The sequence below is a fragment of the Rhodoplanes sp. Z2-YC6860 genome, from assembly GCF_001579845.1.
GTDB lineage: Bacteria > Pseudomonadota > Alphaproteobacteria > Rhizobiales > Xanthobacteraceae > Z2-YC6860.
In genome coordinates this window covers 3,152,744-3,165,097 of the sequence record NZ_CP007440.1, presented here as the reverse complement: position 1 = coordinate 3,165,097, position 12,354 = coordinate 3,152,744, and the positions used below count along the sequence as shown (strand labels likewise).

At 61.9% G+C, this 12,354-nt stretch carries 11 protein-coding genes; 4 read left to right on the top strand and 7 right to left on the bottom strand.

The window, feature by feature from the left end:
* Nucleotides 1-94: 94 nt before the first annotated feature.
* Together metB and RHPLAN_RS14600 are read left to right on the top strand one after the other, a co-directional pair.
* Complete coding sequence (metB, locus tag RHPLAN_RS14605; protein WP_068019155.1) at nucleotides 95-1,276, top strand: cystathionine gamma-synthase; 1,182 nt, start codon at nucleotides 95-97, stop codon at nucleotides 1,274-1,276.
* A gap of 1 nt (nucleotide 1,277) precedes the next feature.
* The gene (locus RHPLAN_RS14600) at nucleotides 1,278-1,718 is read left to right on the top strand and encodes a PAS domain S-box protein (RefSeq protein ID WP_068019152.1); all 441 of its coding nucleotides are present in this window, start codon (nucleotides 1,278-1,280) and stop codon (nucleotides 1,716-1,718) included.
* Nucleotides 1,719-1,734: 16 nt separating this feature from the next.
* Here the strand turns inward: RHPLAN_RS14600 and RHPLAN_RS14595 are convergent, their stop codons facing one another.
* Genes RHPLAN_RS14595 through RHPLAN_RS14580 form a run of 4 tightly spaced genes read right to left on the bottom strand, consistent with a single transcriptional unit; the run spans nucleotide 1,735 to nucleotide 5,601 of the window.
* Nucleotides 1,735-2,454: a 5-formyltetrahydrofolate cyclo-ligase gene (locus tag RHPLAN_RS14595; protein ID WP_237180143.1), complete on the bottom strand. Its 720-nt coding sequence runs from the start codon at nucleotides 2,452-2,454 to the stop codon at nucleotides 1,735-1,737.
* Nucleotides 2,454-3,110 (bottom strand): Tim44 domain-containing protein, encoded by a 657-nt coding sequence (locus tag RHPLAN_RS14590; protein ID WP_068019149.1) that lies wholly within the window; start codon nucleotides 3,108-3,110, stop codon nucleotides 2,454-2,456. The genes RHPLAN_RS14595 and RHPLAN_RS14590 overlap by 1 nt, the downstream gene beginning before the upstream one ends.
* Nucleotides 3,111-3,140: 30 nt before the next feature.
* Nucleotides 3,141-4,736 carry a cytochrome c oxidase subunit I gene (ctaD, locus tag RHPLAN_RS14585; protein ID WP_068019146.1) on the bottom strand — a complete coding sequence of 532 codons (1,596 nt, stop codon included), beginning with the start codon at nucleotides 4,734-4,736 and terminating at the stop codon, nucleotides 3,141-3,143.
* Nucleotide 4,737: 1 nt separating this feature from the next.
* The gene (locus tag RHPLAN_RS14580) at nucleotides 4,738-5,601 is read right to left on the bottom strand and encodes an XdhC family protein (RefSeq protein ID WP_198164923.1); all 864 of its coding nucleotides are present in this window, start codon (nucleotides 5,599-5,601) and stop codon (nucleotides 4,738-4,740) included.
* A gap of 226 nt (nucleotides 5,602-5,827) precedes the next feature.
* On the opposite strand from RHPLAN_RS14580, the gene RHPLAN_RS14575 reads away from it, so the two are divergent.
* Nucleotides 5,828-6,694 (top strand): LysR family transcriptional regulator, encoded by an 867-nt coding sequence (locus RHPLAN_RS14575; protein WP_068019144.1) that lies wholly within the window; start codon nucleotides 5,828-5,830, stop codon nucleotides 6,692-6,694.
* A 361-nt stretch (nucleotides 6,695-7,055) separates the two neighbouring features.
* Nucleotides 7,056-7,355 carry a hypothetical protein gene (locus RHPLAN_RS14570; protein WP_068019142.1) on the top strand — a complete coding sequence of 100 codons (300 nt, stop codon included), beginning with the start codon at nucleotides 7,056-7,058 and terminating at the stop codon, nucleotides 7,353-7,355.
* Nucleotides 7,356-7,384: 29 nt separating this feature from the next.
* On the opposite strand, the gene RHPLAN_RS14565 is transcribed toward RHPLAN_RS14570, so the two are convergent.
* The 3 genes from RHPLAN_RS14565 to RHPLAN_RS14555 are packed head-to-tail and all read right to left on the bottom strand — an operon-like array spanning nucleotide 7,385 to nucleotide 12,353.
* Complete coding sequence (locus RHPLAN_RS14565; RefSeq protein WP_068019141.1) at nucleotides 7,385-8,221, bottom strand: efflux RND transporter periplasmic adaptor subunit; 837 nt, start codon at nucleotides 8,219-8,221, stop codon at nucleotides 7,385-7,387.
* Between the two features lie 9 nt (nucleotides 8,222-8,230).
* Nucleotides 8,231-10,210 (bottom strand): preprotein translocase subunit SecA, encoded by a 1,980-nt coding sequence (locus RHPLAN_RS14560; protein ID WP_068019136.1) that lies wholly within the window; start codon nucleotides 10,208-10,210, stop codon nucleotides 8,231-8,233.
* Nucleotides 10,203-12,353 carry a PqqD family peptide modification chaperone gene (locus tag RHPLAN_RS14555; RefSeq protein ID WP_157100268.1) on the bottom strand — a complete coding sequence of 717 codons (2,151 nt, stop codon included), beginning with the start codon at nucleotides 12,351-12,353 and terminating at the stop codon, nucleotides 10,203-10,205. Before RHPLAN_RS14555 ends, RHPLAN_RS14560 begins: the two co-directional genes overlap by 8 nt.
* Nucleotide 12,354 lies beyond the last annotated feature (1 nt).

Genomic DNA, 12,354 nt, shown 5'->3' with positions numbered 1-12,354 from the left:
TCGTTTGTGCTCGCAGGAGAACCGCATCAAGGATTGTCCTGCGGGCGGCCGAACGACCACGGCAACGGAGCCTGCTGTCAGGAGAGTACGGACAGTGGCGAAGGCGAAGGATCCACGGACTGTGGCGGCGTCCAACGGCGTTGCCACGGATCGAACATACGGAGCCGTCACGCCGCCGCTCTATTTGACGAGCACCTTCGCATTTGAGGGCTTCGAGCGCGGCCGTGGTCACGAATACACGCGCACCTCCAATCCGACGCGCGATCTCCTCGCCGATACGCTTGCCCGCCTTGAAGGAGGTGCAGGCGCAGTCGTGACATCGTCCGGGATGGCAGCGGTCGATCTCGTGCTGTCGCTGCTCCGGCCGCACGATCTCGTGATCGCTCCGCACGATTGCTACGGCGGAACCTACCGTCTGCTCGCCGCGCGCCGGGACCGCGGGCAGTTCGACGTCAGCTTTGTCGACCAGGGTGACCAGACGGCGCTCACCACCGCGCTCCGCCGGCGGCCCAAGCTCATCCTCATCGAGACGCCGAGCAACCCGCTGATGCGCGTGGTCGACATTCAAGCGATCGCGGACCATGCCAAGGACGCGGGCGCCAAGGTCGCGGTCGACAACACGTTCCTGTCCCCCGCCCTGCAACGCCCCATCGCGCTCGGCGCGGATTTCGTCATTCATTCGACGACGAAATATCTCAATGGCCATTCCGATGTGGTCGGGGGCGCGGTCGTTGCGGCCGACCGCACCGATGCCGAGGTGCTGTCGGCCTGGGCGAACATCACGGGCACGACCGGCGCGCCGTTCGATGCTCACTTGACGCTGCGTGGTCTGCGGACGCTGTTTCCGCGTGTCGAATGTCAGCAGGCCAACGCGATGGCGGTGGCGCAGTTTCTGGCCCGGCACCCATTCGTTGCGGCAGTCCACTATCCCGGTCTCGACTCTGATCCTGGGCATGCCATCGCATCGACCCAGCAGGACGGCTTCGGCGCCATGTTGAGTTTCGAGTTGAAGGGAGGCATTGAAGCTGTGCGCCGCTTCGTCGAAGCCGTCGAGGTCTTCACGCTGGCGGAATCGCTCGGCGGCGTCGAGAGCCTCGTCGCCCACCCGATGACGATGACCCATGCCGGCATGGAGGCGGAAGCCCGTCGGGCCGCTGGCATCAGCGACAGCCTGGTCCGGCTGTCGATCGGTCTTGAAGCGGAGGCCGACCTGATCGCCGATCTGGAACGTGGCCTTGCCGTGATCGGCGCGCCCTCCAAGCCGAAAGGCGGCTGACATGGATCGGGAGTTCGAGCCGATTCTGGCGGACCTTGGTGAGGCGATTCTCGCAACGTCCGCCGACGCCATTGTCGCAACCGACCGGCGGGGCGTGATCCGCTTCTGGAATCCCGGTGCTGTCCGTATCTTCGGCTTCACAAAGGACGAAGCTGTCGGCGCCTCGCTCGATCTGATCATCCCCGAGCGGCTTCGGAAGCGACATTGGGACGGCTGGGAACACGTCATGGCGACAGGCCGGACACGGTATGGAGCCGGCGATCTGCTTGCGGTCCCGGCCATCACCAAGGATCGGCGCCAGATCTCGGTCGAGTTCACGATCACCCTGCTTCACGATGCCGAGCGGCGGATCATCGGTATGGCCGCGGTCTTTCGCGACGTGACGGCGCGCTTCGAAGAGACCCGCCGGCTGAAGCGGGAGTTGGCGGAACGCCCCCGGTGAGCGAAGGCACGCGCTCTCAGCGCGCGGTGTGACGCGTCCTGATATCGCTTTCGGTTACAATGTGGTGCATCGGAATATCGAACGGTTGGGGTTCGATCGTCGCGATCGCGGCCTGCGCATAGCCGACGCCGATGGCGGTCGTGGAGGCTGGCAGTTGCGCGAGTGTCCGATCGAAGAAGCCGCCGCCATAGCCGAGCCGATAGCAGCCAGTGTCAAATCCGACCACCGGCGCAATAACGATGTCCGGCTGGACCTCCCGGCCGTCAGACGGAACAGGGATGTTCCACACGCCGCGGGCGAGCAGGTCGCCATCCCGCCAGAGACGAAAGACCAACGGCGTCTTCTTTGCGATCACGACCGGTAGTGCCGTCTCCGCGCCGCGGGCGCGCAGGTCCCGAAGCCATGGTTGCAGATTCGGCTCGCCGCGGAACGGCCAGTAGGCGCTGACAATGAGGCCCGCGGGATCACCGATCAGCTCGTCGAGAAGCAGCGAAATCCGGCGTGCATGGTCCGCGCGGGTGGCAGCGTCCAACGACAGCCGATCTGAGATCAGCCGCTGGCGTTCGGCCTCGCGCCATTGCGCCACAACCGGCCACGTTGTGACCGGCAAGGCGGTGGCTTGCGCGGGACAATCGAGCCCAGCATAGGCCGGATCGACCTCATGCATGAAGCATGGCGGCGATGCGCACTCGATCGGCGAGGCATTGTCGTCGTTATCCATCATTGCTGCGCTCATCAGACACAGGCCTCCGTCGCCACCACGCGCCATGCGCTTTCGCGGGACGAGGGCGCTCGCGCAAACGTCCAGATTTCGATATTGCGGTACCTGTCCGTTCCTTCGACAAGCTCGCCCGCGGCGTTGCGGCAAAGTCTGAAACACTCGCCGATGAACCGGACGGAAATCTCCATGTGTGCCTCGTCGATCGATCCGTTGACGATCTCGGGCGCGTCGAGCCGCGAGAACACCGTCTCGATGGTGATCTGTTGCGATTCTCGGACCGTCATCGCGTCCGTCAGCGCATCATAGACGTCGGCAGACACCAGCCCGCGAAGCGTCGTCCGATCACCGGACTCGAACGCGACTACGATCGTTTCATACGCGTTCAGCAATTTGCCCAGAAAATCTTCCACCAGACCGCCGCCATCACGCCGAAGTATCTCGGATACAAGCGCTGCGAGATGGTGCGGCACGGCCGCAGCGGCGAGCGACGGGATCGTCGTGATTTTGCCCGACCAGCCGAACAGCTGGCGCTGCGGCCAATTCTTGTCGGTCTGTTCCGTCGACGACAGATTATCGAGCCACCAGTAGATGTTCAGGTACACCCAGATGGCCCACAACAGGGAGATCAATCCCGAGCTTTCAGCATCTTGAGGCATTTCCACCTCCACCATGCGCCTCGCGCCATTTTCACTGCTGGCGCATCAGTCGATCCGCGGAAGCGTCTCGAACTGGTGAAACGGCGGCGGTGACGACAATGTCCACTCCAGCGTCGTCGCCCCGTCGCCCCACGGATTGTTGCCGGCAAGGCGTTTGCGCCACGCCGCTTCCGCAACCACAACGAAGAAGACCAGAAAGCCCGCCGCCGAGATGTAGGCGCCGATCGACGAAACGAAATTCCATCCCGCGAACGCGTCGGGATAGTCGGCGTAGCGGCGCGGCATACCGGCGAGGCCCAGGAAGTGGTGGGGAAAGAACACCAGGTTCACGCCGACGAACATCAGCACAAAGTGCAACCGTCCCAGCCATTCGTTGGTGAGATAGCCGGACATCTTCGGAAACCAGTAGTAGAAGCCGGCAAAAATGCCGAACACGGCTCCGAGCGAGAGCACATAGTGAAAATGCGCGATGACGTAGTAGGTGTCCTGAAGGGCGTAGTCGACGCCGACATTCGCCAGCACGACGCCCGTGACGCCCCCGATGGTGAACAGGATGATGAAGCCTATGGCCCACAGCATGGGGACGCTGAAACGAATCGAGCCGCCCCACATCGTTGCAAGCCACGAGAAGACCTTGATGCCCGTCGGAACGGCAATGACCATGGAGGCGAACGCAAAATATGCTTGCGTGGCCTGCGACATTCCGACCGTGTACATGTGGTGGGCCCAGACCACGAAGCCGATGCCGCCGATCGCGACCATGGCGTAGGCCATGCCGAGGTAGCCGAAGATCGGCTTGCGCGCGAAGGTCGATACGACGTGACTGATGATCCCGAAGGCTGGGAGGATCATGATGTAGACCTCCGGGTGACCGAAGAACCAGAACAGGTGCTGGTACAGCAGTGGATCGCCGCCGCCCGCCGGACTGAAGAAGGTGGTGGCGAAATTGCGGTCTGTCAGCAGCATCGTGATAGCGCCGGCAAGGACCGGCAGCGCCAGGAGCAGCATGAAGGCCGTCACCAGCATGCTCCAGGCGAACAACGGCATCTTATGTAAGGTCATGCCGGGCGTACGCATGTTGAAGATCGTGGTGATGAAATTGATGGCGCCGAGGATCGAAGACGCACCCGACAGATGGATCGCAAGGATCACGAAGTCGACGGCCGGTCCCGGCTGTCCCGACGTTGAGAATGGCGGGTAGAGCGTCCATCCGCCGCCGTGACCTCGCTCGCCGGGCGCGCCCTCGACGAAGAAGGAGACCGTGAACAGGGCAAAGGACGCGACCAGAAGCCAGAACGAGACGTTGTTCATACGCGGGAACGCCATGTCCGGCGCTCCGATCATCAGCGGCACCAGCCAGTTGCCGAAGCCGCCGATCAGCGCCGGCATGATCACGAAGAAGATCATCACCAGGCCGTGAGCGCTGACGATGACGTTGAACAGCGAAGGGTCGACAAAGAATTGCAGGCCCGGCTCCTGCAACTCCATACGGATGGCCACCGACAGCGCTGTCCCGAGGACGCCCGCGATACTTGCGAAGATGAGATAGAGTGTGCCGATATCCTTGTGATTGGTCGAATAGAACCAGCGCACCCAAAAGCCGGGTCGATGATCGGCATGGTTCAATGCGGCGGTTTCCATTTCATTCTCCGATCGCGCGCAGCGCGCGCTGGCCGGCCAGGGAGAGCGTGACCGGGTGGCGCTGATCGCCTCTGGCAGGCGCAGGATCCTTGTCTGTCGAGCCTTCGAGCCTCTGCGGCGCTGTGCGGCTGCGGCGAAGGAGAACGACCTCGCTGATGACGGACAGTGCGATTTCTTCGGCAGTGCGCGCGCGAAGCTCGATGCCGGCCGGCGCGCGGATGCGGTCGATGTCGCTCTGCTGGAAGCCTGCGTCACGCAGATAGTCGATCACCAGGCCGGTCCGCTTTCGGCTCGCGATCAGCGCGATGGTGCCAACGTCGTTCTTGAGCAATCGGCGCAGCGATTCGTGGTCCCCGCGATGCTGGGTCGCGATTACCACGAAGTCCGAGGAGGCCGGCGTGAGAGCCTTGTAGTCGCTGTCGTCCGCGATCACGCGGGAAGCATCAGGATAGCGATCGGCAGACGCCATCACGTCGTCGACCACCACGTCAAAGGACAGGAGCGCGCCGAGGTGGCACAGGCATTCGGCCACCCGGCCGTGTCCCAGGATCCAGAGCGTCGGACGGGGAATGACGGGTTCGACATAAACCCGCATCCGGCCGCCGCAAGGCATGCCGGCGCCGAGCACTTCGTCGTCGAGATCGACGTCGACCATCTGCGGCGTTTCGGTTTCGAGGCACTCGACTGCCGCATGCGCGATGGTGGATTCGGCGCAACCGCCGCCGACCCACCCGGCCATCACCGTGCCCTCGGCATCGAATACGGCCTTGGCCCCCGTGCGTGCCGAGGTGGAGCCCTGCGCCTCGACGACGATACTCAGCGCGAAGGGCTGGCGGCTCGCGATCAGGTCGGCGGCCAGCCGCAAAACGTCGGTCCCAGTAAAATCGGCAGCGGGTTTGCTCATCACCACACGTCAGGCGGACTGGGGCCGCCATGTGCCGGAGGGTCGAGCGAAAGAGCTGATCCGCGATGGACAATGGCTTTGGACAGCCGCCCACCCATCTTGCGCAGACGAATGGTGCAAGCAAACGAATTTAATAGCTATTTTACTGCAATAAAAATGCTATATTACTCCCAGGAGGTGCCTCGCTATGGATATCGAGCTCGCGCGGACCTTTCTGGAGATCGTCAGGGCGCGCAGCTTTGTGCGTGCTGCCGACCAGCTCAACGTCAGCCAGACGACCGTGAGCGCCCGTGTCCGGGCGCTTGAGGAGCGGCTTGGACGGCCCCTGTTCATTCGCAACAAAAACGGCGCTTCGCTTACTCCCGCGGGTGAGCAGTTCCTGCGCTATGCGCCGATGTTCGTGCAGTTGTGGCAAAGAGCTCGGCATCAAGTCGCAGTGCCGCCCGGACGACGGGCCGTCCTGACCATCGGCGGCGAACTGAGCCTCTGGCATCCCTGGCTCATCGAGTGGCTGCACTGGATGCGCCGCGCCGCGCCCGATGTGGCGCTCCGTGTGCAGGTCGGCGTGCCGGAGAGCCTGACCAATCAAGTCTCGACGGGCGCGCTCGACGTTGCAGTCATGTATGCGCCCGAGTACCGGCCGGGAGCGCGTGTCGAACTGCTGCTGGAGGAGAAGCTGGTCCTGGTCACGACCGACGCGAAAGGCAAAACGGTCGAACCGGACAGTTATATCTACGTCGACTGGGGCCCCGACTTCGCGCAGCACCACGAACTCAGCTTTCCCGAGGACACCAATCCCGGCCTGTTCGTGGGGCTGGGCCCGCTGGCATTGACCTACATCCTTGAAGCCGGGGGATCTGGATACTTCCGTCAGCGGGCTGTCGCGCCCCATATCGCCGCTGGAAAGCTGCACCTCGTCGCGGGCGCACCAAGCTTTTTCTATCCGATCTATGCGGTGTGTTCGGCGCAGGCCGACGACGAACTGGTCACGCTTGCCCTTCAGGGGCTTCGGAATATCGCTGCGGGCGAACAGAGGGAGCAGAGATCCGCATGAAGCCCCAGGTCATGACGAAGCGCGTCTACGAGACGGGCCGCGAAAACTGGTGGTTTCTCCAAGCGGTATCCTGCGAAAGCGCAATACCGGGCGCAGAGGGGCCAATGGCCTAGACCTCATTGCAGAATGCCAGTTTTCTCCGGGAGGTGAGCGAGCGACTTCCTGGGCCCGCGTAAGCGAAACTAAGCCCTGCCTCCGATTCACCATCCGTTATGAGGCAGGTCGTTATAGTGAGAGAGCGAAGCGAACGCGCCCAAAGGCGCATTGGTCAGCGAACGCCCGAACGGGCGGCCACAAGCCGCGCTGTCCAGTCGGCGTCGGGCCCACCGCCGTTTTTCCGTGCCGAGCGTCCAGGAACCCCATGTCTGAAATTGAAGAACTGCGAGCCGAATTGGCCGAACAGAAAGCAAAAATAGACGATCTGGCAGCCCAGCACCTGGCGCTGGAGACGATCGTGTTGATGCTTCTCAAGGAGGCCAATTCGGCCAATATGGACATGGCGCCTATTTACAGCGCCTTGAGCCGCGCTCGCGACCGAGCCAAATATTATGCCAAGACATTGATCGATGCAGACGCCAAGGGGCTAGCCCGAATGTACGACGTGATGGATCACATCCGGGACAACATACAAGGCGCTCCGCTGCCGCGCGTCCGGAAGTAAGGTCGCCGAATTAATTGCGTGAGGGCCGCTCACCTCTCCAATATTGGAAAGGTTGCCGTGCAGTTCACGCCGGCAGGCATATCGTGCTTTGGGTTGGGCAGTATCAGGCGGACTCCGAATGTATCGCTAGCCGCGTCAAGCACCTTATCGATGACCGACACCGTGGCCGCAAGGACAGTCCCGGCCGGCTGAGTTGGACGAACTTCCGCGGTCATTCCCAACTTGATCAACGGAAAGGCAGCTATCGGCAGATAAACTTCAACGCGGAGAGGATCGATCTGAGCAATCTTCATGATTTTAGCCTGCTCAAAGACATTCTCTCCGGGCGCCATAATAAGCTTGGTGACGTAACCATCGATCGGACTGATGATCGTACGTTGCGCCAGAAGGGCCGCAGCACGATGCATCTCGAGGACTGCAAACTCCTGATCGGTTTCGGCTTGACGAAGCTGCAGGACGGCCTGCTGCAGCTCGCTCAATGACTTGTCGAGCTGAGAGGTGGAAGAAATCTGCTTGCCATACAACTCGGTCGTGCGAGCGGCTTCCTTTTTCAGAAGATTCGCACGCTCCCGACCGAGGTCAATGACCGCTGTCGATTCCGCTCGAGCCTTGGCGAGATTTAAGGATGCCTGCTCAAGATCGGAGCGAAGCCGTGCGACAACCATACCTTTCGTCACGCGGCTGCCACGGTCTACCAGCAGCTCCTCCAAAATGCCGGTGGCGGGGCTGCCCAGTTCGCTCGCGATAAACGGCTCGATGACGCAATCGTGCGGCCTGCCAAGAATAGCGGAGATGCCGGAGTCTGCGGCAGAGGCAGGCACTATGAGCGAAACCGCCACTATCGTGGCCGCGATAACCTTTGACATGAGTCCCCCCTATTCACCACGCCCACTGAACGCCAGCAGATCTTGAAGGCTGTCGTCGCTGCGTAGCAGGCGCTTGCGGATTCCGCCGTGGCGGTGTTCGGTGATTCGCTGAGCCCAACCGAATATCGTTCGCACCAGCCAGTCGGGCAAATGCGCGTTACGCGCCAACAGTCTGTCGAGAAGCCAGCCAAATACACTGCGCACGAGTTCGTCATGGAGGCTCACGATCGCCTGCCCCTCACCGGGGTCGCCCTGGCGGCCGCTGCGGCCAAAGAGCTGACGATCAATCCGGCCCGCCTCATGTCGCTCGGATGCAATAACAAACAGCCCGCCGGCTTCCGCGACTCCCGGAGCAAGTTTGATGTCGGTTCCGCGCCCGGCCATGTTGGTCGCCACCGTGACTCTGCCGGGCTGCCCAGCCTGGGCCACGATCTCAGCCTCGGCGCGGTTCTGGCGTGCGTTAAGCACGCTATGCTTGAGTCCTGCTTTTTCGAGCAGCCCGGAAATATGCTCGCTGTCAGCCACCGACCGGGTGCCGACCAGGACAGGTCGGCCGGTCGAATGAAGTTGCGCCACTCGATCTACGATGGCACCCCACTTCGCCCGGGACGTTTGATAGACGAGGTCGCTGTGTATCTTGCGCCGCTGCGGGCGGTTGGTCGGAATGCGGACCGTGTCCAGTCTGTAGACCGCCCACAATTCACCCGCGACTTCTTGAGCGGTGCCCGTCATGCCTGCCAGCTTTAGATACCGTCTGAAAAAGCGCTGGTAGCTGATGCGCGCAAGCGTCTCCTGCCGGCTGGAGATCTGTAGTCCCTCCTTGGCCTCGACCATCTGGTGCAGACCGCGCTCCCAGGAACGATCGGCCATGACTCGGCCGGTATACTCATCGACGATGCGGACGCGCTCCTCTTCGACAATGTAGTGTTTGTCACGCGTGTACAGATACAAAGCCCCCAATGCCTGACGCATGATGTCTTCACGATGGCCCGGGGCGTTCCAAACTCCTCCGTATCGATCGGTGAGGCGCTTTGCGTGTGCACGACCGAGATCGGTCAAGTCGATGCGGCGCTCGTGTTCACGTACAAGGTAGTCGCGCCCTGTCTGCATTCGTCGAGCAGCATCCAGTGCCTGGCGGTAGAGCCGCTCCTGGTCACCTGCACCTTGCTTTCCCGAGATGATCAGCGGTGTGCGAGCCTCGTCGACGAGCACGCTATCGGCCTCGTCGACAATCGCGAAACAGAGGCCGCGCATCACAAGCCGGTTGGAGCGCGGATCCTCCCGGTGCAACGCCTCGAGCTTGAGGTGGAGGGCGCGGCTTTCCTGCTGCAGCAAAAGGCGGTCCTTCAAGTAGTCGAAAACCACCTGCTTGTTCGTGCAATACGTGATCGAGCAGCCATAAGCGTGGCGCCGCTCAGGCGGACTCATTCCCTCCAGGATCGTGCCGACGCTGAGCCCCAGCGCATCATAGAGCGGTTTCATCCAGCTCGCGTCGCGCGCAGCCAGGAAGTCGTTGACCGTGATGATGTGCACCGGAATGCCGGCCAGCGCGGCCGTAGCTGCGGGTAGCGTTGCCGTGAGTGTTTTCCCTTCGCCCGTCTCCATCTCGGCGATTTTGCCCCGCATCATCGCCCAGCCGCCGAGCAACTGGACGTCAAAATGGCGCATCCCGAGCTTGCGGCTCGACAATTCGCGAATGACCGCGAAGGCTCTGGCCACCAGATCCGGCCGCAAACCATTGCGGTGCAACTCCTGACGCAGCAAGATCACTACTTCATTGAGATCCTGCGGTGGGAGCAATTCGAGACCTTCTGACGCCTGCTCAACGTGACGCAGAAAATTTTGATCGAGATTGTTGCCACCAAGGTGCTGGAAAAGCGCACCGCACATGGCGCTGGCGGTGCGGTCCAGCCAGCTCTCCCGCTCCTCTTCCCGCTCGGGATAGGAGCCCGCGGTAATGCCTGGCCGGAGCAACGCCGCTTCAGACATCGAACAGCCTCAGGAAGACTTGGCGGATCAAGCGGAACACCTGGAAGCCAATCGGCTCGGTCCCGTGATCGAAGCGAACCTTGACCCGCTGGCCGATGAAGGCACGGTCGTCAATGGCGGGAAGTGCGATCTCGTATTCGAAGTAGCGATCGAGCGCAGTGACGCCTTTGCTGTCTCGTGGATCGATGGCGATGCTGCCGCCGCCCATCGTACCCAGAGCCGGAGTCGGCAGCGCTTTCAGGCCCTCTGGCACTTCGCGGATAATGGTTGCCGGGGCCGACCTTCCATTCCATTGGACAGGAATGACGTCGACGCCGCGCGTTCGCGCGCGTACGAGAGCGATATCGTTCTGGTCGACCATTGTGCGGGCGGTCAGGCGATCGCTGGCGTCGATCACGAAGCCGACCAGTTGGCCCTTCTTGATGAAGCGTTCGGGCATGTCCTGCTCGACCGGAACCACGAACACGCCCGCGCGTGGACTGCGCATGACAAGTTCTCGCTGGCGCTCGAGGGCACGATCCAGATCGGACGATACGCCTTTGATCTCCTCAAGCAGCACCGCCGCCTCGGCCTGATCGGTCATGCGCATCGCTGTGTATTGGCGACGCAATCCGCGAAGCTGGGCCTGCAGCACCTCCACGCGAGCGTCGAGAAATGGGTCATACGTCTTGATGAGCGGCTGTCCGGCCTCAACCTGAGAGCCGTTGGCGGCAAGAAGCCGTTCCACAAAACCGTCAGTTCCAGCCCGGACTTGCGAGCGCTCCGAAGGCCACGTGATGCCCTCCGCCACAGTGCGCAGCGGAAACGGCATCACGAAAAAGAACAGGAGGACCAGACCAACGGCCACTGCGGTGACCGCAACGGCGCGAGGCCGGTTGCGTTGCAACCGAGGATTCGACGACAGAAAGTACAACGACTTGCCCACCGGAATAATCAATTGGCTTGCGCCCGCCCATATCAGAAGGAGCACGCCGATGATGAAAAAACGCGACCCCAGCGAGATGATGATCGCGACAGAAATAAACAGGCGATAGACGAAGGACGCGATGCCATAGAACAAGAACCAAGCGCGCGCGCGTCGGTCCGTCTCCGGAAAGCTCGCCTCGCGTGAACCGTAAAGATAGCGCTCAATGAGATAGCCTAAATAGCGATTTGCGCGCTGGCCCAGATTCGGCAATTCGAGAGCATCCGAGAACACGTAGTAGCCGTCGAAGCGCAACAGCGGATTGCCGTTGAACAGGACCGTTGAGACACCGCCGATCAGGATGACGTTGTAGGCAACGGCATGAACGAGTCCCGCCGTGGCATGCGCAAAGACGAAAAGCGCCACGGCCGCAAGCAGCATCTCGACCCCGATGCCGATCGCTCCAACAACCATGCGTTGCCGCTTATCCGGAAAGCTCGATGCCGCTGACGCATCGACATACGGTACGGGCACGAAGACGAGAAACATCACCCCGATCTCGTGCACCTCACCGCCATAGATCTTGGTCGCATAGGCATGCCCGAGTTCATGAACGGCCTTGACGAGCGGATAGACAAACCAGAGCAGCACAAGGTTCTGAGGCGCCAAGACACGGTCGACGACATCCTCAGTCAAGGCCGGCCAGTTGAGTCCCGCCAACACCAGACCCGCCGCAACCGCACAAAGCCAGATCAAGGCTCCGAGCCAGCCGAACAGCGGACGCACCAGGAACGCCGTGCGCTCCAGAAAAGCATCGGGATCGAAGAGCGGAATTCGGATCGCGAGCGGGGTCCACAACCGCTGACGCCACGTCTGCCGTCGCTGGCGCTGAAAGCGGCGAAAGAGCTCGCGCGTGTCCGGTGGAACGTCGCAAATCAGCGCATCTGCGGCGTGAAGCTGCCCGAGAAGCCTGACGACATCGTCCTGTGTCGGCGAGTCCTTGCCGCTGCGCTCGTTGCAGAGATCCCAGATATTCTGGACGGTCCGTGTTCCGTCCATCAAGCCTATGAAAGCATAGGCCGCGGGAGTCAGCCGGTGCGAGCGGCCTGACGAATGATCCTGCAGAACAAACCAGATCGCATCACGGTAACTGTGCCTGTGAATCTGCACATGGGCTCTTAAACGCGGCTTCAATCCTGCCACGCGGTACCAAGACGGGGAAAACAACGTTCCGGCCATC

Excerpts from the sequence above, each read along its gene's own strand:
- RHPLAN_RS14570 (WP_068019142.1), top strand. The coding sequence starts at position 7,056 with ATGTCTGAAATTGAAGAACTGCGAGCCGAATTGGCCGAACAGAAAGCA.
- RHPLAN_RS14555 (WP_157100268.1), bottom strand. The coding sequence starts at position 12,353 with ATGGCCGGAACGTTGTTTTCCCCGTCTTGGTACCGCGTGGCAGGATTG.
- RHPLAN_RS14575 (WP_068019144.1), top strand. The coding sequence starts at position 5,828 with ATGGATATCGAGCTCGCGCGGACCTTTCTGGAGATCGTCAGGGCGCGC.
- RHPLAN_RS14560 (WP_068019136.1), bottom strand. The coding sequence starts at position 10,210 with ATGTCTGAAGCGGCGTTGCTCCGGCCAGGCATTACCGCGGGCTCCTAT.
- RHPLAN_RS14595 (WP_237180143.1), bottom strand. The coding sequence starts at position 2,454 with ATGAGCGCAGCAATGATGGATAACGACGACAATGCCTCGCCGATCGAG.
- ctaD (WP_068019146.1), bottom strand. The coding sequence starts at position 4,736 with ATGGAAACCGCCGCATTGAACCATGCCGATCATCGACCCGGCTTTTGG.
- RHPLAN_RS14565 (WP_068019141.1), bottom strand. The coding sequence starts at position 8,221 with ATGTCAAAGGTTATCGCGGCCACGATAGTGGCGGTTTCGCTCATAGTG.
- RHPLAN_RS14590 (WP_068019149.1), bottom strand. The coding sequence starts at position 3,110 with ATGGTGGAGGTGGAAATGCCTCAAGATGCTGAAAGCTCGGGATTGATC.
- RHPLAN_RS14600 (WP_068019152.1), top strand. The coding sequence starts at position 1,278 with ATGGATCGGGAGTTCGAGCCGATTCTGGCGGACCTTGGTGAGGCGATT.